Raw genomic sequence first — 19,598 nt, 5'->3', positions numbered from 1 at the left:
GCACAGCCTAGCACTGGTTAAGAAGGTCGAGCAGAATCGTTGTTCTGCAAGGCTGGAAAGCACTTAGTTTGTAATCCTCCAAGAGTACAGATTAATAAGGCGCCCGTAGCTCAGCTGGATAGAGCATCCGCCTTCTAAGCGGATGGTCGCAGGTTCGAGTCCTGCCGGGTGCGCCATTAGGCAGCTTTGGCACAAGTAGCGCTAGATGGTGGGCGTAGCTCAGTTGGTAGAGCACGGGATTGTGACTCCCGTTGTCGAGGGTTCGATCCCCTTCGTCCACCCCATATTTTGAAAGGCGCCAGATTAACCATCTGGCGCCTTTGCTTTAAGAGCTGCAAGCGCGGATGTGGTGGAATTGGTAGACACACTGGATTTAGGTTCCAGCGCCGCGAGGCGTAAGAGTTCGAGTCTCTTCATCCGCACCAATCAAGCGTCATCGAGCCACTGGGCTTGATGAGGCCAGACGAAGAAGTTGTTTGAGTGCTTCGTCGATGCTAGATGGTGGGCGTAGCTCAGTTGGTAGAGCACGGGATTGTGACTCCCGTTGTCGAGGGTTCGATCCCCTTCGTCCACCCCATATTCGAAAGGCGCCAGATTTAACAGTCTGGCGCCTTTTTTGGTTTTGGCGGTTCGAGAATTCGGCGGCTGCAGGTATTGGGTCGCAAGGGCAGGGCGCTTCATCGTTTTTGTGTCTCGATGATGCCGCGCTGCCTGCCGTCCCTGTCAGCAGGGAGGGTCGTCAGGGAGATGAATGGCCTCTTTGCTATATAGAAGAGGCGGCGCAGAGCTCTGGCGCGATTGGCTGTATTTGTCACCGGGGCGAAGTCCGTCAGTGCCTTCGTACCGATAAAACGGCGGCTGTTTTCGCGCGCATTTTCAGCAGGGTGACTTCTTGAGTTTGACCCACTAGAATGCATGCCCTTGATTGGGGTCGGAAATGGCCGGCTAATGTCTGTGCAACGAGGAATATCCATGCAAGTTTCTGTTGAAAATACTACTGCTCTCGAGCGCCGCATGAGCATCACCGTGCCGGCTGAGCGTATCGAGACTGCGGTCAACAAGCGTCTGCAGCAGACCGCCCAAAAAGCCAAGATCGCTGGTTTCCGTCCAGGCAAAGTGCCAATGAGCGAAATCAAGCGCCGTTTTGGTGCTGATGCGCGTCAGGAAGCGGTAGGTGACGTGATCCAGGCTTCCTTCTACGAAGCTGTGGTTGAACAAAAGCTGAATCCGGCTGGCTCGCCTTCCATCGAGCCCAAGTCCCTGGAAGCGGGCAAGGACCTGGAATACGTTGCCGTATTCGAAGTGTTCCCGGAGTTCGAAGTTGCCGGTTTCGACGGTATCGAAATCGAGCGCCTGAGCGCCGAAGTGGCTGATGCCGACCTGGACAACATGCTCGACATCCTGCGCAAGCAGAACACCCGTTTTGAAGTGGCCGAACGTGCCGCCCAGAACGAAGACCAGTTGAACATCGATTTCGTGGGCAAGGTTGACGGCGAAGCATTCGCTGGCGGCTCCGCCAAGGGTACTCAGCTGGTGCTGGGCTCCAACCGCATGATCCCGGGTTTTGAAGACGGTCTGGTTGGCGCCAAGGCCGGCGAAGAACGCGTGCTGAGCCTGGAATTCCCGGCTGACTACCAGAACCTGGATTTGGCCGGCAAAGCCGCCGAGTTCACCGTCACGGTCAACACCGTGTCCGAGCCCAAGCTGCCTGAGCTGAACGAAGAGTTCTTCGCTCAATTCGGTATCAAGGAATCCGGCATCGAAGGCTTCCGCACCGAAGTTCGCAAGAACATGGAGCGCGAGCTGCGTCAGGCTATCAAGTCCAAGGTCAAGAATCAGGTCATGGACGGTCTGCTGGCCGCCAACCCGATCGAAGTGCCAAAGGCTCTGCTGTCCAACGAAGTGGACCGTCTGCGCGTACAGGCTGTTCAACAGTTTGGCGGCAACGTCAAGCCTGACCAACTGCCGGCCGAGCTGTTCGAAGAGCAAGCCAAGCGTCGCGTTGTACTGGGTCTGGTCGTGGCTGAAGTGGTCAAGCAATTCGACCTCAAGCCTGATGAAGACCGCGTGCGTGAGATGATCCAGGAAATGGCTTCGGCCTACCAGGAGCCTGAGCAGGTTGTGTCGTGGTACTACAAGAACGACCAGCAACTGAACGAAGTACGTTCGGTTGTGCTGGAAGAACAAGTTGTGGATACTGTTCTGCAGAAGGCTAAGGTGACCGACAAGACGGTCTCTTACGAAGAAGCAGTCAAGCCGGCGGAAGCAGCACAAGCCGACTGATTGTCCAACTCGTTGGAAATTCAACCATAAGCCAGCCTCGCGCTGGCTTATGCGTTTTCAAGACATGACTATTTGGGAGTAACTGCAGAGCATGTTCCGTAATTCCTATATTCAGCAGAACTCTGATATCCAGGCCGCAGGCGGCCTGGTCCCGATGGTTGTCGAGCAGTCCGCTCGTGGCGAACGCGCCTACGACATCTACTCGCGCCTGCTCAAGGAGCGAGTAATCTTTCTGGTGGGTCCGGTAGAGGACTACATGGCCAACCTGATCTGTGCGCAGCTGCTGTTCCTTGAAGCGGAAAACCCGGACAAGGACATCCATCTGTACATCAACTCCCCAGGCGGTTCGGTAACGGCGGGCATGTCGATCTACGACACCATGCAGTTCATCAAGCCGAACGTGTCGACGACCTGTATCGGCCAGGCCTGCAGCATGGGCGCCTTCCTGCTGACCGCGGGTGCCGAGGGCAAGCGTTTCTGCCTGCCGAACTCGCGAGTGATGATTCACCAGCCACTGGGTGGTTTCCAGGGCCAGGCGTCGGACATCGAAATCCACGCCAAGGAGATTCTCTTCATCCGCGAGCGCCTCAATACGCTGATGGCCAAGCACAGCGGTCACACCCTGGAAGAAATCGAGCGCGACACCAATCGCGACAACTTCATGAGCGCCGAAGCCGCACGTGCGTACGGGTTGATCGACGCCGTGATCGAAAAGCGCCCAGCCTAATATAAGCAGCGCAAAACAAGGCTGATCGGTTTGTCCGATCATCGGCGGGCTTGAAAAAGCCCGCATAAGCCTTCATCTTGTGTTGCAAGCCTATCGGATTTGGATCGAACGAATGACTGACACCCGCAACGGCGAGGACAACGGCAAGCTGCTCTATTGCTCCTTCTGTGGCAAAAGCCAGCATGAAGTACGCAAATTGATTGCCGGTCCCTCGGTCTTTATCTGCGACGAGTGCGTCGACCTGTGCAATGACATCATCCGCGAGGAGGTGCAGGAAGCCCAGGCCGAAAGCAGCGCGCATAAATTGCCATCGCCTAAAGAAATCAGCGGCATCCTTGACCAGTATGTCATCGGTCAAGAGCGTGCAAAGAAGGTTCTGGCCGTAGCGGTGTACAACCACTACAAGCGTCTGAACCAGCGTGACAAGAAAGGCGACGAAGTCGAACTCGGCAAGAGCAACATCCTGCTGATCGGTCCTACAGGCTCGGGTAAGACCCTGCTTGCAGAGACCCTGGCCCGCCTGCTGAACGTTCCGTTTACCATCGCCGACGCCACCACCCTCACCGAGGCTGGCTACGTGGGTGAGGACGTCGAGAACATCATTCAGAAGCTGCTGCAGAAGTGCGACTACGATGTGGAAAAGGCCCAGATGGGTATTGTCTACATCGACGAAATCGACAAGATTTCGCGCAAGTCCGACAACCCGTCGATCACCCGGGACGTTTCCGGTGAAGGCGTGCAGCAGGCCCTGTTGAAGCTGATCGAAGGCACGGTTGCTTCCGTACCGCCACAAGGCGGCCGCAAGCACCCGCAGCAGGAATTCCTTCAGGTGGATACGCGCAACATTCTGTTCATCTGTGGCGGTGCATTTTCGGGGCTGGAGAAAGTTATCCAGCAGCGTTCCACCCGTGGCGGCATCGGTTTCAGTGCAGAAGTGCGCAGCAAGGAAGAAGGCAAGAAGGTGGGCGAGTCCCTGCGTGAAGTCGAGCCTGACGATCTGGTCAAGTTCGGTCTCATTCCGGAATTCGTTGGTCGTCTGCCGGTCCTGGCCACGCTGGACGAGCTGGACGAGGCTGCTTTGATTCAGATCCTCACCGAGCCGAAAAACGCCCTGACCAAGCAGTACGCCAAGCTGTTCGAGATGGAAGGTGTAGACCTGGAGTTCCGTACCGACGCGCTCAAATCGGTGGCCAAGCGGGCACTGGAGCGCAAGACCGGCGCTCGCGGTCTGCGCTCGATTCTCGAAGGCGTGTTGCTCGACACCATGTACGAGATCCCTTCGCAGTCCGAAGTGAGTAAAGTGGTGATCGACGAAAGCGTTATAGAAGGCAAGTCCAAGCCACTGTATATCTATGAAAACAGTGAGCCGACTGCCAAGGCTGCGCCAGACGCGTAAGCGTTTGCAGCCGCGATGCAAACAAGGGGCCTCCAGGGGCCCCTTTGTTTTGGCTGGGTTTTTACCTGCGAGCGTTTACTGCGTTTAACTGCTGGCAATAAGCTTGTTTTTTTTGCATGCAGCCCCCATCTTGGTTTCATGCTTATTTTTCAACTGTCATAGAGGCGAAATCATGAAGACAACCATTGAATTGCCTCTCCTGCCGTTGCGTGATGTCGTCGTCTATCCGCACATGGTTATCCCGCTGTTCGTGGGGCGCGAGAAGTCTATCGAAGCCCTCGAGGCCGCGATGACGGGCGACAAGCAGATCCTGCTGTTGGCCCAGAGAAATCCTGCTGATGATGATCCGGGCGAAGACGCCCTGTATCGCGTCGGTACCATTGCCACTGTCCTGCAATTGCTCAAGCTGCCTGATGGCACCGTCAAGGTGCTGGTGGAAGGCGAGCAGCGCGGTGCGGTCGAGCGCTTCATGGAAGTGGACGGTCACCTGCGCGCTGAAGTGGCGCTGATCGACGAAGTCGAAGCGCCTGAGCGCGAGTCCGAAGTATTCGTACGCAGCCTGCTCTCGCAGTTCGAGCAGTATGTGCAGTTGGGCAAGAAAGTCCCGGCTGAAGTGTTGTCGTCCCTCAACAGCATCGATGAGCCGAGCCGCCTGGTCGACACCATGGCTGCGCACATGGCGTTGAAGATCGAGCAGAAGCAGGACATCCTCGAAATCATCGATCTGTCGGCCCGTGTCGAGCACGTGCTGGCGCTGCTGGATGCGGAAATCGACCTGCTGCAGGTCGAGAAACGCATCCGTGGCCGCGTGAAGAAGCAGATGGAGCGTAGCCAGCGCGAGTACTACCTGAATGAGCAGATGAAGGCCATTCAGAAAGAGCTCGGCGACGGCGAGGAAGGCCACAACGAAATCGAAGAGCTGAAAAAGCGTATCGATGCCGCCGGCCTGCCCAAGGATGCGTTGACCAAGGCGACCGCCGAGCTGAACAAGCTCAAGCAGATGTCACCGATGTCGGCTGAAGCCACCGTGGTGCGGTCCTACATTGACTGGCTGGTGCAGGTGCCGTGGAAGGCCCAGACCAAGGTGCGTCTGGATTTGACCCGTGCCGAAGAAATCCTGGATGCCGACCACTACGGCCTCGAAGAGGTCAAGGAGCGCATCCTCGAATACCTCGCCGTGCAAAAGCGTGTGAAGAAGATTCGCGGTCCGGTGTTGTGCCTGGTCGGTCCGCCTGGCGTGGGTAAAACGTCCCTGGCCGAGTCGATCGCCAGTGCCACCAATCGTAAATTTGTGCGCATGGCGCTTGGCGGCGTGCGTGATGAAGCGGAAATTCGTGGTCATCGCCGTACCTACATCGGTTCGATGCCAGGAAGATTGATTCAAAAGATGACGAAAGTCGGGGTGCGTAACCCGCTGTTCCTGCTTGATGAAATCGACAAGATGGGCAGCGACATGCGTGGCGATCCGGCGTCGGCGTTGCTGGAAGTGCTTGATCCCGAGCAGAACCACAACTTCAATGACCATTACCTCGAAGTCGACTACGACCTGTCCGACGTCATGTTCCTGTGCACCTCCAACTCCATGAACATTCCGCCGGCGCTGCTGGACAGGATGGAGGTGATTCGTCTGCCGGGTTACACCGAAGACGAGAAGATCAACATCGCGGTCAAGTACCTTGCGCCCAAGCAAACGTCGGCCAATGGTCTGAAAAAAGGCGAGATCGAGTTCGAGGTCGAGGCAATCCGCGACATCGTGCGTTACTACACCCGCGAGGCCGGTGTACGGGGTCTTGAGCGCCAGATCGCGAAGATCTGCCGCAAGGCGGTGAAGGAACATGCGCTGGAAAAACGCTTCTCGGTGAAGGTTTCGTCCGACTCACTGGAGCACTTCCTCGGTGTGCGTAAATTCCGCTATGGCCTGGCCGAGCAGCAGGATCAGGTTGGCCAGGTGACCGGGCTGGCATGGACCCAGGTGGGCGGCGAACTGTTGACCATTGAAGCGGCGGTGATTCCGGGCAAGGGTCAGTTGATCAAGACCGGCTCCCTGGGGGATGTGATGGTCGAGTCCATCACGGCCGCGCAGACCGTGGTGCGCAGCCGCGCTCGCAGCCTGGGGATCCCTCTGGACTTCCATGAGAAGCACGACACTCACATCCATATGCCGGAAGGCGCGACCCCGAAAGACGGCCCCAGCGCTGGCGTAGGCATGTGCACCGCGTTGGTATCGGCTCTGACCGGCATTCCGGTGCGTGCCGATGTGGCCATGACCGGGGAAATTACCCTTCGCGGTCAGGTGCTGGCCATTGGTGGCCTTAAAGAGAAATTGCTCGCGGCACACCGGGGTGGCATCAAGACCGTGATCATTCCTGAAGAGAATGTTCGCGACTTGAAGGAAATTCCTGACAATATCAAGCAGGATCTTCAGATTAAACCGGTTAAATGGATTGACGAAGTCCTGCAAATTGCGCTGCAATACGCGCCGGAGCCCTTGCCGGATGTGGCTCCGGAGATAGTCGCCAAGGATGAAAAACGCGAGTCTGATTCCAAGGAAAGAATTAGCACGCATTAATGTGTTGAAGCCTTGGGGGTTTCCTTGACAGCTTTTTAGAGCCCTTGTTATAAAGCGGCTCTTAAGTGTCTGTAGGCCATTCAGCACCGTTTTTTGCTGTTACAAAAAAACTTAGAATCATACTCAATAGATATATAAGGGGACTTAGAGTGAACAAGTCGGAACTGATTGATGCTATCGCTGCATCCGCTGATATCCCGAAAGCTGCTGCCGGCCGTGCGCTGGACGCAGTAATCGAATCCGTCACTGGCGCTCTGAAGGCTGGCGACTCCGTGGTACTGGTAGGCTTCGGTACTTTCTCCGTGACTGATCGCCCAGCTCGCACTGGCCGTAACCCACAGACCGGCAAAGCACTGCAAATCGCTGCTGCCAAGAAACCAGGTTTCAAAGCCGGTAAAGCCCTGAAAGAAGCGGTTAACTAAGCTTCGTTCACGCCTTGCCTACCCGGGCCAGACGCAGGTCTGGCCTGGCAGCGGAGCGGCAGCTGACCCACGTATCCATTGGGTCGCACGCCGGGGGTGTGGGTTCAAACCCCCGTCCGCTCCGCCAGTTACGAGAAGGCGCATCCTCGGATGCGCCTTTCTTCTATCCGGATTCTACCCACGCTCCACGGTTGCCAATTTTTGAAGTTCAACCGTTTCTGGGGGACGCATGCTGCAAAATATCAGGGACAATTCACAAGGCTGGATTGCCAAGACCATTATCGGGATCATCGTCGCATTGATGGCGTTCACCGGTATCGAGGCCATTTTCCAGGCCTCGACCAACACCAAGCAGGACGTGGCCAAGGTCAACGGTGATGAAATCACCCAGACTGAGCTGAGCCAGGCTGTCGACATGCAACGGCGCCAGCTGATGCAACAGCTGGGCAAGGATTTCGACGCTTCCATGCTCGACGAGAAACTGCTGCGCGAAGCGGCGCTCAAGGGCTTGATCGATCGCAAGCTGCTGCTGCAAGGCGCGGCGGATTCCAAGTTCGGCTTCTCTGAAGCGGCTCTGGACCAGGTGATCCTGCAGACACCGGAATTCCAGGTGGACGGCAAGTTCAGCGCCGAGCGCTTTGACCAGGTGATCCGTCAACTGGGCTATACCCGGATGCAGTTCCGTCAGATGCTGACTCAGGAAATGCTGATCGGCCAGGTTCGCGCAGGCATCGCCGGCAGTGGTTTCGTGACCGACGCCCAAGTGCTGGCATTCGCCCGACTGGAAAAACAGACCCGCGACTTCGCCACCGTCAACATCAAGGCTGACCCTGCGGCGGTGAAACTCACCGACGACGAGGTCAAGGCCTATTACGACCAGCACGCCAAGGAGTTCATGACGCCGGACCAGGTGGTCATCGACTATCTGGAGCTGAAGAAGTCGTCTTTCTTCGACCAGGTTACGGTCAAGGATGATGAGCTGCAGGCGGCCTATCAGAAAGAAATCGCCAACCTCGCTGAACAGCGTCGTGCCGCGCATATCCTGATTGAAGTCAACGACAAGGTCACCGAGGCACAGGCCAAGGCCAGGATTGAAGAGATCCAGGCACGCCTGGCCAAGGGCGAGAAATTCGAGGCGCTGGCCAAGGAGTTCTCCCAGGATCCAGGTTCGGCCAACAATGGCGGCGATCTGGGCTTTGCCGGCCCTGGCGTCTACGATCCGGACTTCGAAACGGCCTTGTACGCCTTGAACAAGGACCAGGTTTCGGCGCCGGTACGCAGTGCGTTCGGATGGCACCTGATCAAGCTGCTGGGCGTTGAAGCACCTCAGGTGCCGACGTTTGCCAGTCTGAAAGACAAGCTGACCCGCGAGCTGAAGACCCAGCAGGTTGAACAGCGTTATGTCGAAGCCACCAAGCAATTGGAAGATGCGGCCTTCGAAGCCTCCGACCTGGCCCAGCCGGCGTCGGACCTGAAGCTCACTGTGCACACGTCTGCGCCGTTTGGCCGTGAAGGTGGCGAAGGTGTTGCAGCCAACCGTGCCGTGGTAACTGCTGCGTTCAGCCCGGAAGTGCTGGATGAAGGCGCCAACAGCAGCGCCATCGAGCTGGACCCTGAAACCATCATCGTGCTGCGCGCCAAGGAACACCTGAAGCCTGCGCAACTGCCGCTGGAAAAAGTGTCTGACGCGATCCGTGCACAGATGACCAAGGAGCGCGCAATCGCCGCTGCCAAAACCCACGCCGACGAGTTGATCGCTAGCCTGCGTGATGGCAAGACCGCGCTGAACCAGCCTATTGATGGTCAGGCCTGGAAAGTCACCGAAGCGGCTACCCGTAGCCAGGAAGGGATTGACCCGGCTGTGTTGCAGGCCCTGTTCCGCATGCCCAAGCCTGCGGCCAAGGACAAGCCGTCCTTCACCACCGTGACCCTGGCTGACGGCAGCCTGGTGCTGGTGCGCTTGAACGGTGTCAACGAAGCGGCTGCCCCAACGGATGAAGAAAAGGCGCAATACCGTCGTTTCCTCGCTTCCCGTGTTGGTCAGCAGGACTTTGCTGCGTACCGCAAGCAGTTGGAATCGCAGGCGGACATCAAGAAGTACTGATGTCGGCTTGAACAAAAAGACCCCGTCCTGAAAAGGCCGGGGTCTTTTTTTTGCGCCTGTTGATCCAATATTGAAGCGCCGATGTGTGAGGGCCCTGGAATTTTTCCTGACAGGAATGCGCGCGCCCGGAGACCGTTCTGTTGCACAATACCGGCCGGACTGTTTTTCTCAGGATTTTCGATGTCGATATCATTTCACTTGCGTGGCCTCGGGCTGGCGTTGGTGCTGGCGGGCGCTGCGGGCTGCTCGTCACCCAAGACCGCTATTTATGAGCATGAGAACTTCGACGACTCCGGCACGTTTTCCCGTGATTACCCGGTCAGCGACGTCGCCGCGTGCGAAGCCGCCCGGCGTGCATTGCTCAGCCAGGGCTATATCATCACCAGCAGCGATCCGAAGTTGGTGGTGGGCAACAAGAGCTTTCAGCAGACCGGCGAGACGCACCTGCAGATCAGCTTCAACGTGGTGTGCGCCGATGATGGCAGTGGCAAGCATTCGACGATGTTCGCCAACGCCTTGCAGGACCGCTACGCGCTGAAGAAGGTCAACAACTCTGCGAGCCTCGGCGTGGGCGTGCTGGGCTCGGTGTCGATGCCTATCGGGTCCACCGACGACTCGATGGTGAAAGTGGCGAGTGAGACGGTTTCAGCGCCCAAGTTCTATGACCGCTACTTTGCGCTGGTGGACGTGTTCCTGCCCCAGGAAGTGAAAAAGGCGGCGCACATTCCGGAGACGCCCAAGGCAGACCTGGGCATGCCGGAACCCAAGGCTGCGCCGTTGGCGACACCGACAGCCGAGAAGGTCGAAACGCCGAATCAAGAGCCGGCCGCGTCGCAGCCGCTCGCTCCGCCACCTGAGGCAGCGCCGATTGCGCCGCAGGCAGAACCGGCGGCGGCGCCTGCAACCGAGCCGGCACCTGCGCCGACCAATCCAAACCTGCCCGCGCCCACGGAGGCGATTCCGCCGCTGCCAACGCAGCCTTGAGCCTTGTATACAGTGGAAAGCCGCACATTCTGAAGTGCAGGAACTTCACGGTGTTGCCTTTTTTTCGTCATGACGGCACTTTAGGCTGGTGATACAGGTCATTAACCTGTCATCGCTGTCCATTCAAAAAGGAGCCCACCATGGACGATTATCAGGAAGAACTGCTGGAGTATCAGGCCTTTGAGTTGGATCCACTGGATCCGGTCGACGACGCCACCGAGTTGTAACCCCCGACTTCAGGCGGAATGCCGCTGACTGCGGCGAAATTCCCCTGGGGTCTGGTTGTTCCAGCGCCTGAAGGCCCGTTGAAACGCCTGGGCCGAGGCAAAACCGAGCAGGTAGGCGATCTCGCCAAATGCCAGTTCCGTATCGCGAATGTAGGTCATGGCCAGGTCGCGGCGAGTGTCGTTGAGAATGGCGCGAAATTGAGTGCCTTCGTCGGCCAGTTTGCGCCGCAGTGTCCAGGTCGGCAGCTGCAAGCGTGCTGCCACTTCTTCAAGGTCGGGTTCCCGGCCGCCATTGAGCATTGGCCCGAGCAAACGGGTGATGCGCTCGCGCAGGCTGCGTGTGCGTGTAAGCTGCTCCAATTCCCTTTCGCACAGTTGCAGCAACAGCTGCCAGGTACTCGGGCAATGCTGTGGGTTGCGCAGGGCGAGGCTCTGTCGGCTCAGTCGCAGTTGGTTGGCCTCGGCGCCAAAGTGGATCGGGCCGTCCGCCAACACGCTGTATTGTTCGTGGTAGTCCGGCGCGTCGAATTCGATGTCGATGCGCTGCGCTTGCACGGGCTGTCGCGCCAGGCTCGACAATTGCTGCAGCCAGCCGGCAATGATCGAGTCCACCACAAAGCGGTTATAGGCGTTGTAAGGGCTGATGGAATAGAACCGTAGCCACGCGCCATCGGCATCTTCGTGAAAGCTCGACTGCCCTCGATAGTTGGAGCCGTACAACGCTTCGAAGCGCGTGAGCGTGCGAGCGGCCTCGCGCACCGTAGGCGCCTGGGCGGCGGTGACGCCCGCCAGGCCCGTCTGATTCAGCCGGCTGAGCCTGCCCATGCGCAGGCCCAGCCCCGGGTCGTTGGTGAGTTGGATGGCCGCATGGCCCAGGCGCATGTAGCGCGGGATCGACAAGCGTGCGCCGGCCTCAGCGAGGCGCGCCGGGTCAAATCCGTATTGCAGCAGCAGCGGTTGCGGATCAAGGCCATGGCTTTGGATCGCGTCGGCCAGGCTGTGCACGAAGCCGACCGACAAGTCCCCAAGGCGCACCGGCTTCACGCTGTTACAGCCAGATATTCAGCAGGCGTGCGCCACGGGCACTGCCGTCGGCAAACACCTGGCCGTTGCTGCTCAAAAAGCTCTGGCCGGAGCTGCCCAGGTCCCAGAACTGTCCACGCTGGAACACACTCATGCCGGCGGTGGCCTGGCTGATCGGTTGCTGGCTGATCAGCGTCAGGCGATGCCAGGCCTGACCCTCGCTGAGTTCTTCGGGCTTGAGGCTGATTTCCGTGGGGGTGGACACGCTTTTGAAACCGCGCCATGGGCGGTCCCAAGTATCCCGACCGATCACATAGGCCGGCACCGCGATGAGTTGCGCGCCTTGTTCGTTGAGCTTGCGGTAGTTGTCGGGGTACCAGCTGTCGCTGCCGATCAGGATGCCCAGGCGCCCGGCCGGGGTGTCGACCACGCTGACGATGTTTTCATCGCCCGGCTCGATAAAACCGCGCTCGTCGTAGATCGGGTAGAACTGGCGTTGTGGCTGGCCCACTGCCAGGCCGTCGGCGGCGAATACCACGCTGGCGTTATACAGCGCGCCATGGCCGACCTGCAGTTGTCCCTGGCTGATAGTCGGGTTGGGCAGGGCGATGGAACCGGCCACCAGGGTTACACCGAACTCCTTGGCCAACCCGCCGAACAGCAATTGATAGTCGCGCGCCATGGTTTCGGCTTTCATGCGCAGGTACGCGTCGTTCATGCGGTTGTCGCCGGTGGCGCTGATCCATGCCCGCGCGAACGACAGCGGGTTGCTGAGCGACAGCCAGCTCATCGCGTCCTGCCAATGCGTGGCCTGGTACAACTCGTTTTTTTCGCCGCCGAGCATCAGCCAGGTGCCGATATGTTCGGGCATGACCACGATGGTTTTGTCGTTGATAAAGCCTTGGTCGCGCGCCTTTTGCAGATAGGCTGCGAGTTTCAGGTGCAGGCGCTCCACACTCTGGTAATCGGCGGGGAACAGCTCAGGCTGGATGCCCAGCAGGTTGCCCCGGTCGGCAGGCTGGCCCTGGTTGACGGCGACATTGATGCGCAGGTCCGACAGGTAATGCGCCACAGGGCGATCCTGGGTCCAGACCAGATAGGCGGTGAGGGCGGCAACCAGGGCCATGGTGACGGTGAGGGCTAAGAGTTTACGCATGGATAACGGACAACGAACCTGGGACGGGGCATGAATTTTCGACTGAAGTGCGAATGAGGATACACAGAGTCAGCGGGTTACAGGAATTATTGGGGCGATGCGCAGCTTTTTCCTGGCACCGACGGCAGTTTCGCCAATGTTGACGCCTGCGCGTTGGAACCGGATCGTCCGGCTTGGTTCCTGCCCGGCTTTATTCTTTGCCGCCCGCAAAGGCTTGCCCGCCGGCTATCCATTCACGCAGGGCGTCGGGCGACAGGGGTTTGCAGAAGAAATAGCCCTGGCCCTGATGGCACTGCCAGTCACGCAAGAGCCGGTAGTTCAACAGGGTTTCCACGCCCTCGGCCACCACGGTGAGATTGAGGTTTCGCGCCAGGCTGATGATGCCTTTGACGATATGCCAATTGCTGGTGTCGGGCCGCAGATCCACCAGCAGCGAGCGATCGAGCTTGACGCTTTTTGCCGGGATGTCCCGCAGGTACCGCCAGTTGCTGTAGCCGCTGCCAAAGTCGTCGATGGCGATGGCCACACCCAACCGGTGCAGGCGCATGAGCTGGTGCTGGACGGCGTCGAAGTCGGGAATCAGCACGCTTTCGGTGAACTCCAGTTCAATGCATTGCGGCGCCAGGTTGAACTGCGCCAGTGAGTGGGTCAGCTCATCAATCAGTTGGCCATCGGTCAGGTCTATCGACGACACATTGAGCGACACGTTCAGGTGCAGACCCTGGCTCCGCCACGCGTCTATCTGCTTGCACACGTTTCTCACCACCCAACTGGTGATATGCCGGATGGCGGCGGTGGTCTCCGCCAGGCCGATGAATTCGGCCGGCCCGATTTCTCCCAGTACCGGGTGCGTCCAGCGCAAAAGCGCTTCGACCGAGTCACAGCGTTTGTCGGCCAGATTGATTCGAGGCTGATATTCTAGGCGTAGCTGGTCCGGCGCGAGCAATGCGGACTCGATCGAGTGAAGCAGCATTGCACTGCGCTGTGCGTGGGCATCGATGGTGGCGTCGTAATACAGCCACCGGTGCTCGGAGCGCCGTGCCGTGTCAGTCACGCTGGCCATCAGCCGCACGTTATCGACAGGGGGCAGGGCGCTGGGGCCGATCCTGAGCACGCCGATGCCCACGTCGGCGAACACCGGCACATTCTGGAAGTGCACGGGCTGCGCCAGAGCGGCGGTGAGTCGTTGGATAAGTGCGGGCAGGTCAACCTCGGGGCCATCCTCCATCAGCACGGCGAAGCTCAGCGTGCCGGCGCGATACAGGCGTGCATGCCCGGGCAGTACAGCGGCGAGTACATTTTTTACCCCCAGCATGAACTCGACGAAACAGTCCAGGCCCAGGGCTTTCACCAGCCTGTCCATGCCGAATGCGGTCAATGGCTCGACCAGTATGGCCAGACGTTGCGGCAGGCCTGCCGCTTCTCTGGCAACGTCGCGTTCAAAACACGCGCGATTGGGCAGCCCGGTCAGCGCATCGACGAAGTGCCTGTCGTGAATGAAGTCCAGGCGGGCGGCGGCGACTGCGGCGGCGTTATGCAAAAACAGGTTGTCCTGCTCGCTCATCGGCGTGCGTCTGCCTGCATCAGTCGGCGCCGCAAAATGCGCCGACACCATGGCCACGATGCTGTCGAGCACCTCATCCACCTCGGGCACACGCGCTTGTTCAGTCAACTCGGATAAGGAATTGGGCATTTTTTCAATCCTGTAAGGGCAATGAACAAGGTGGCGTGTGCCGGGCAGCGCGTCAGGTTTTAAAGCGCAGCACCAGCCCGTTCAAGTTGACGGACAGACGTGAGAGCTCGTTGCTCGCGGTCAAGGTCTGGCGAGTACCCTCGCTGCTCTGAATGGCAAGGTCACGGATGCTGATCAAGCTGCGGTCAACGTCACGTGCAACGTGCGCCTGTTCCTCGGACGCGGTCGCAATCTGCAGGTTTCGATCATTGATTTCAAGCACCGAATCGGTGATCTGGCGCAGGGACTGGCCTGCCTGTTCGGCCGTGTCTCGGGTGTTGTGAACCTGTGATGTGCTTTTGCTCATTGAGTCGACGGCTGCGCGTGAGCCTACCTGGATCGCAGTGATCATGTGCTCGATTTCTTCGGTCGAGGTTTGTGTGCGATGCGCCAACGCCCGCACTTCATCGGCCACCACCGCAAATCCGCGTCCTTGTTCGCCTGCGCGCGCGGCTTCGATGGCCGCGTTCAATGCCAGCAAGTTGGTCTGTTCGGCAATGGCACGGATAACGCTCAAGACTTTGCTGATGTCCTGTGCCTGCCCGGCCAGCACTTTGACTTGATCCGAAGACGATTCAACCAGGCCCGTCAGGTTTTGCATGGCGATCAGCGTTTCGTTCACACGCGTGTTCCCCAGGTCTGCCGACAGGCTCGACTGCTGGGCGGCCTCGGAGGTGGAAGTGGCGTTCCTGGCGACTTCCTCAACGGCAGCGCTCATCTCGTTAACGGCCGTTGCTGCCTGTTCGATTTCGCTGTTCTGCTGTTGCAACGTGCGATCGGCATTCTCGGTGATCGCGGTCATCTCCACCGCTGCCGTGCTCAATTGGGCGGAGGCTCCCGAGATTTCCAGAATCGTGTTGCGCAGATTTTCGCGCATCAGGTTGAGTGCGTTCATCAGGCGCGAGGCTTCATCCGAGCCACTGACCTCAAGCCCATGGGTCAAGTCGCCCTCGGCAATGTCCTCTGCCAACCGCAGCGATGAGGTCATCGGACGGACAATACTGCGGGTAAAGAACGTCGCGAGCATGACGGTGAGGATGGCGGCGGCGAGCAGCACGGCGATCAGGACGCTGACGCTGTGATCGTACACGTTGCCGGCCTCCTTGCCGGATTCAGCGGCTTGACGCGCGTTTTGCTCGCGCAGCAGCGTCAGTTGCTCCTGGTAGTCATTGCCAAGCTGCATCTGTTCGGTGTTGGCCATCGCCACTGCCTGTTCGTGATTGGACGTGTCCAGCGCTATGACGCGATTCAACCCTTCGATGTAGCTGTTCATCACCTGATTGGTTTTTTCAAACTGGTCCTGGTCCTGGGTTCCCGATATCAGGTGGGTGCGATAGAACTCCGTGCGTGAAGTGAGCGTCTGCAAACCCTCTTGAACCTTGTTCAATGACGCTGCGCGCACCTCTTCAGTCGCGCGTGAGAGCATGCGAATGCTTTCAAGGCGGATGTGCAGCAAGGCGATTTGAATATCGTCGATGACTTGAATGCTGGGCAGCGAGTTGGTCTCGATATCCTGCTCGGCGCTGCGCAAGTGCCCGATCTGCACGTAGGAAAAACCGGCGAAACTGAACAGCAGTAGGGTGATCAAGCCAAAGCAGACGAATGCGCGGCGTGCAATATTCAATGATCTGAGAGTCATTGGGGGCCTCCGATGGCCAGGATTGGGACGTGGTAAATGCACGGCGGCATTAAACAGGTGGAAGACAGGGGCTCCAGGCAAATCCCGGATGGCCGCTTGGTAGCAGAATGATGGCGTCGCGCGGTTTAATGAAGTCAGCAAATTGGATCGGGTTGATAGGGGCGCTACATCAGTGCGCGCAGTGAAGTGACAGATACGGCGCTGTGCATTTCGGTCAATAAGTTGTCAGTTTGGGTCATTGAGCGGCAGTCCATCGCCTCTTAGTCTGTGGGACATAAACCGATGGGGTGTCATTCGAATACCTCACGTCCCGTGATGATCCGTTGTGGAGCTGTACCATGACCGCTGTTGCCTACCCGCACCTGCTGGCCCCGTTGGACCTGGGTTTTACCACCTTGCGCAACCGCACCCTGATGGGTTCGATGCACACCGGCCTTGAAGAAAAACCCGGCGGTTTCGAACGCATGGCAGCTTACTTCGCCGAGCGTGCCCGAGGCGGCGTCGGCCTGATGGTCACCGGCGGGATTGGTCCGAATGATGAAGGCGGGGTGTATGCCGGCGCGGCCAAGCTGACCACCGAGGAAGAAGCGCACCAGCACAGAATCGTCACCCAGGCGGTGCACGCAGCTGGCGGCAAAATCTGCATGCAGATCCTTCACGCCGGCCGTTACGCCTACAGCCCCAAGCAGGTGGCGCCGAGCGCGATTCAGGCGCCGATCAATCCGTTCAAGCCCAGGGAGCTGGACGAAGAGGGCATCGAAAAACAGATTCGGGATTTCGTCACCTGCGCGCGGCTGGCCCAGGTCGCCGAGTACGACGGCGTGGAAATCATGGGGTCCGAAGGCTACTTCATCAATCAGTTCCTCGCCGCCCACACCAACCACCGCACCGACCGTTGGGGCGGCAGCTACGAGAACCGCATGCGCCTGGCGGTGGAAATCGTGCGTCGGGTGCGTGAAGCCGTCGGCCCGAATTTCATCATCATCTTTCGCCTGTCGATGCTTGATCTGGTGGAAGGTGGCAGCAGTTGGGAAGAAATCGTGCAACTGGCCAAGGCCATCGAGCAGGCCGGCGCGACGATTATCAACACCGGCATCGGCTGGCACGAAGCGCGAATCCCGACCATCGCCACCAAGGTGCCACGGGGTGCGTTCAGCAAGGTCACGGCCAAGCTGCGTGGCGCGGTGCAGATCCCGCTGATCACCACCAACCGCATCAACACCCCGGAGATTGCCGAGCAGATCCTTGCCCAGGGCGATGCGGACATGGTCTCCATGGCGCGCCCGTTTCTGGCCGACCCGGAGTTCGTCAACAAGGCTGCGGCCGGGCGTGCCGATGAGATCAATACCTGCATCGGCTGCAACCAGGCCTGCCTGGACCATACCTTTGGCGGCAAGCTGACCACCTGCCTGGTCAATCCGCGCGCATGTTACGAAACCGAACTCAACTATTTACCGACCACCCACCGCAAAAAAATCGCCGTGGTCGGCGCAGGCCCGGCCGGGTTGGCCGCTGCCACCGTGGCCGCCGAACGCGGCCATCAGGTGACGCTGTTTGATTCGGCGAGCGAAATCGGCGGCCAGTTCAACATCGCCAAGCGTGTGCCAGGCAAGGAAGAGTTCTTCGAAACCCTGCGTTACTTCACGCGCAAGCTGCAAACCACCGAGGTCGAGCTGCGCCTGAACACGCGCGTGGATGTCGCGCAGCTCGCGGCGGGCAGCTATGACGAAATCATCCTGGCCACTGGTATTGCACCGCGTACTCCGGCCATTGCGGGAGTCGACCACGCCAAGGTGTTGAGCTACCTGGACGTGATTCTCGAACGCAAGCCGGTCGGCAGACGCGTTGCGGTGATCGGTGCCGGTGGCATCGGTTTCGACGTCTCGGAGTTTCTCGTGCATCAGGGCGTGTCCACCAGCCTGGACCGCGACGCGTTCTGGCGGGAGTGGGGCATCGACACCCAACTGCAGGCCCGTGGCGGCGTGGCCGGGATCAAGCCGCAGCCGCACCTGCCGGCGCGTGAAGTCTTCCTGCTGCAACGCAAGGCCTCCAAGGTCGGCGACGGCCTGGGCAAGACCACCGGCTGGATCCACCGCACGGGGCTCAAGAACAAGCAGGTGCAGATGCTCAACAGCGTCGAGTACTTGAAGATCGATGACGACGGTCTGCATATCCGCATCGGCGCCGAGGGTGAGCCCCAGGTGCTGGCGGTGGACAATATCGTCATCTGCGCAGGGCAGGACCCGCTGCGCGAACTGCACGACGGTCTGGTCGCGGCGGGTCAGAACGTGCACCTGATCGGCGGCGCCGATGTGGCGGCCGAGCTGGACGCCAAGCGCGCCATCAACCAGGGCTCGCGCCTCGCCGCCGAGCTGTAAGACCCGGGCGGGGGCGGTGTTAGACTACCGCCCCTTTTTCGCGCAGGTGCCACCCGGATGGCCCCCTTCGACTGGCTCCCCCACGCGCCCCTTGAACCCGTGCAGCTTGATTGGCTGCGCGGCGTCGAGCTTGCGGTGCTGCGCCTGGACCTGATCGACCCGCTGATCAGCGGCAACAAATGGTTCAAGCTCAGCGGGCATCTGGCCCAGGCGCGGCAGGCCGGCGCCAGCGGCATCATCAGCCTGGGCGGTGCCTACTCCAACCATCTGCACGCGTTGGCGGCGGCAGGCCAGCGCTTCGGTTTTGCCACGGTCGGCCTGTTGCGCGGTCACCCGCAGGACACGCCCACGGTGCTCGACCTCAAAGCGTTCGGCATGCACCTGCACTGGCTGGGGTATGACGGCTATCGTGCGCGTCACGAACCGCGGTTCTGGGAACCGTGGCATGAGCACTATCCCCACCTGCATGCGGTGCCCGAGGGCGGTGGCGGATTGACCGGGGCGTTGGGATGTGGGGTATTGGTCGAACAGGCGCGTACGCAGTTGAATGCGTTGGGCTGGGACGACTATGACGCCTGGTGGCTGGCCGCCGGCACCGGCACCACGTTGGCGGGGTTGGTGCTGGCCGAGGCGGGCGGCCATCCGGTGTACGGCGCACTGGCCGTGCCGGATGACCACGGTGTGGCGCGCACTGTGCAGTCAATCGTGGCGCAAGGTTATGAACTGCTGGACGCGAGCAGGGGCGGCTTTGCCAACGTCGACCCGTTGTTGCTGGCGTTTATTGACGCCGCGCAACAGCAATGCGGCCTGCCGCTGGAGCCACTCTACACCGGCAAGGCGCTGCTGGCGCTGAAACAGCAGATCGAGGCCGGCCGCTTCGCCCCCGGCACCCGCCTGATCTTCATCCACACCGGCGGCCTTCAGGGCCGCCGCGGATTCAATCCCTGATGCGACACCC

13 protein-coding genes and 4 tRNA genes are annotated in these 19,598 nt (G+C 59.6%); 13 read left to right on the top strand and 4 right to left on the bottom strand.

Translation table 11 applies throughout. The features are described from left to right. The first annotated feature begins 99 nt into the window (after nucleotides 1–99). The 11 genes from JOE32_RS08115 to JOE32_RS08065 all read left to right on the top strand — a co-directional run bounded on the left by JOE32_RS08115 (nucleotide 100) and on the right by JOE32_RS08065 (nucleotide 10,485). Nucleotides 100–176 (top strand) — tRNA-Arg (locus JOE32_RS08115). Between the two features lie 32 nt (nucleotides 177–208). Next, nucleotides 209–284: transfer RNA gene (locus tag JOE32_RS08110), tRNA-His, on the top strand. A gap of 56 nt (nucleotides 285–340) precedes the next feature. Beyond that, a tRNA-Leu gene (locus JOE32_RS08105) sits at nucleotides 341–425 on the top strand. Between the two features lie 76 nt (nucleotides 426–501). Next, nucleotides 502–577: transfer RNA gene (locus JOE32_RS08100), tRNA-His, on the top strand. A gap of 395 nt (nucleotides 578–972) precedes the next feature. Continuing rightward, the gene (gene tig, locus JOE32_RS08095; protein ID WP_209983008.1) at nucleotides 973–2,283 is read left to right on the top strand and encodes a trigger factor; all 1,311 of its coding nucleotides are present in this window, start codon (nucleotides 973–975) and stop codon (nucleotides 2,281–2,283) included. A gap of 91 nt (nucleotides 2,284–2,374) precedes the next feature. Next, a complete protein-coding gene (gene clpP / locus JOE32_RS08090) occupies nucleotides 2,375–3,010 on the top strand; it encodes an ATP-dependent Clp endopeptidase proteolytic subunit ClpP (RefSeq protein ID WP_003238276.1) in 636 nt (211 codons plus the stop codon). Between the two features lie 112 nt (nucleotides 3,011–3,122). After that, nucleotides 3,123–4,406 carry an ATP-dependent Clp protease ATP-binding subunit ClpX gene (clpX, locus tag JOE32_RS08085; RefSeq protein ID WP_003238279.1) on the top strand — a complete coding sequence of 428 codons (1,284 nt, stop codon included), beginning with the start codon at nucleotides 3,123–3,125 and terminating at the stop codon, nucleotides 4,404–4,406. A 172-nt stretch (nucleotides 4,407–4,578) separates the two neighbouring features. After that, complete coding sequence (gene lon / locus JOE32_RS08080) at nucleotides 4,579–6,975, top strand: endopeptidase La (RefSeq protein WP_209983006.1); 2,397 nt, start codon at nucleotides 4,579–4,581, stop codon at nucleotides 6,973–6,975. Nucleotides 6,976–7,124: 149 nt separating this feature from the next. Continuing rightward, complete coding sequence (locus JOE32_RS08075) at nucleotides 7,125–7,397, top strand: HU family DNA-binding protein (protein WP_003174819.1); 273 nt, start codon at nucleotides 7,125–7,127, stop codon at nucleotides 7,395–7,397. A 229-nt stretch (nucleotides 7,398–7,626) separates the two neighbouring features. Further along, nucleotides 7,627–9,501: a SurA N-terminal domain-containing protein gene (locus JOE32_RS08070; protein ID WP_209983005.1), complete on the top strand. Its 1,875-nt coding sequence runs from the start codon at nucleotides 7,627–7,629 to the stop codon at nucleotides 9,499–9,501. Nucleotides 9,502–9,681: 180 nt separating this feature from the next. After that, complete coding sequence (locus tag JOE32_RS08065; protein ID WP_209983003.1) at nucleotides 9,682–10,485, top strand: DUF2242 domain-containing protein; 804 nt, start codon at nucleotides 9,682–9,684, stop codon at nucleotides 10,483–10,485. A gap of 236 nt (nucleotides 10,486–10,721) precedes the next feature. Here JOE32_RS08065 and JOE32_RS08060 read toward each other — a convergent pair whose 3' ends face one another. The 4 genes from JOE32_RS08060 to JOE32_RS08045 all read right to left on the bottom strand — a co-directional run bounded on the left by JOE32_RS08060 (nucleotide 10,722) and on the right by JOE32_RS08045 (nucleotide 16,262). Further along, a complete protein-coding gene (locus JOE32_RS08060; RefSeq protein WP_209983001.1) occupies nucleotides 10,722–11,756 on the bottom strand; it encodes an AraC family transcriptional regulator in 1,035 nt (344 codons plus the stop codon). Between the two features lie 4 nt (nucleotides 11,757–11,760). Further along, nucleotides 11,761–12,891 carry a carbon-nitrogen hydrolase family protein gene (locus tag JOE32_RS08055; protein WP_209982999.1) on the bottom strand — a complete coding sequence of 377 codons (1,131 nt, stop codon included), beginning with the start codon at nucleotides 12,889–12,891 and terminating at the stop codon, nucleotides 11,761–11,763. Between the two features lie 190 nt (nucleotides 12,892–13,081). Then, a complete protein-coding gene (locus JOE32_RS08050) occupies nucleotides 13,082–14,584 on the bottom strand; it encodes a bifunctional diguanylate cyclase/phosphodiesterase (RefSeq protein ID WP_209982997.1) in 1,503 nt (500 codons plus the stop codon). Between the two features lie 52 nt (nucleotides 14,585–14,636). After that, the gene (locus JOE32_RS08045) at nucleotides 14,637–16,262 is read right to left on the bottom strand and encodes a methyl-accepting chemotaxis protein (RefSeq protein WP_209982994.1); all 1,626 of its coding nucleotides are present in this window, start codon (nucleotides 16,260–16,262) and stop codon (nucleotides 14,637–14,639) included. Between the two features lie 338 nt (nucleotides 16,263–16,600). On the opposite strand from JOE32_RS08045, the gene JOE32_RS08040 reads away from it, so the two are divergent. Beyond that, a complete protein-coding gene (locus tag JOE32_RS08040) occupies nucleotides 16,601–18,640 on the top strand; it encodes an NADPH-dependent 2,4-dienoyl-CoA reductase (RefSeq protein WP_209982993.1) in 2,040 nt (679 codons plus the stop codon). Between the two features lie 57 nt (nucleotides 18,641–18,697). Then, complete coding sequence (locus tag JOE32_RS08035; protein WP_209982991.1) at nucleotides 18,698–19,588, top strand: pyridoxal-phosphate dependent enzyme; 891 nt, start codon at nucleotides 18,698–18,700, stop codon at nucleotides 19,586–19,588. Nucleotides 19,589–19,598 lie beyond the last annotated feature (10 nt).

The sequence above is a fragment of the Pseudomonas sp. PvP025 genome (assembly GCF_017832155.1).
In the GTDB taxonomy this organism is placed as follows: Bacteria; Pseudomonadota; Gammaproteobacteria; order Pseudomonadales; family Pseudomonadaceae; genus Aquipseudomonas.
The sequence above is the reverse complement of the archived record's forward strand: the minus strand, read 5'-3'. Positions and strand labels throughout refer to the sequence as shown.

Excerpts from the sequence above, each read along its gene's own strand:
- JOE32_RS08070 (WP_209983005.1), top strand. The coding sequence starts at position 7,627 with ATGCTGCAAAATATCAGGGACAATTCACAAGGCTGGATTGCCAAGACC.
- JOE32_RS08035 (WP_209982991.1), top strand. The coding sequence starts at position 18,698 with ATGGCCCCCTTCGACTGGCTCCCCCACGCGCCCCTTGAACCCGTGCAG.
- JOE32_RS08045 (WP_209982994.1), bottom strand. The coding sequence starts at position 16,262 with ATGACTCTCAGATCATTGAATATTGCACGCCGCGCATTCGTCTGCTTT.
- lon (WP_209983006.1), top strand. The coding sequence starts at position 4,579 with ATGAAGACAACCATTGAATTGCCTCTCCTGCCGTTGCGTGATGTCGTC.
- JOE32_RS08040 (WP_209982993.1), top strand. The coding sequence starts at position 16,601 with ATGACCGCTGTTGCCTACCCGCACCTGCTGGCCCCGTTGGACCTGGGT.
- JOE32_RS08050 (WP_209982997.1), bottom strand. The coding sequence starts at position 14,584 with ATGCCCAATTCCTTATCCGAGTTGACTGAACAAGCGCGTGTGCCCGAG.
- JOE32_RS08065 (WP_209983003.1), top strand. The coding sequence starts at position 9,682 with ATGTCGATATCATTTCACTTGCGTGGCCTCGGGCTGGCGTTGGTGCTG.
- clpX (WP_003238279.1), top strand. The coding sequence starts at position 3,123 with ATGACTGACACCCGCAACGGCGAGGACAACGGCAAGCTGCTCTATTGC.
- clpP (WP_003238276.1), top strand. The coding sequence starts at position 2,375 with ATGTTCCGTAATTCCTATATTCAGCAGAACTCTGATATCCAGGCCGCA.
- tig (WP_209983008.1), top strand. The coding sequence starts at position 973 with ATGCAAGTTTCTGTTGAAAATACTACTGCTCTCGAGCGCCGCATGAGC.
- JOE32_RS08055 (WP_209982999.1), bottom strand. The coding sequence starts at position 12,891 with ATGCGTAAACTCTTAGCCCTCACCGTCACCATGGCCCTGGTTGCCGCC.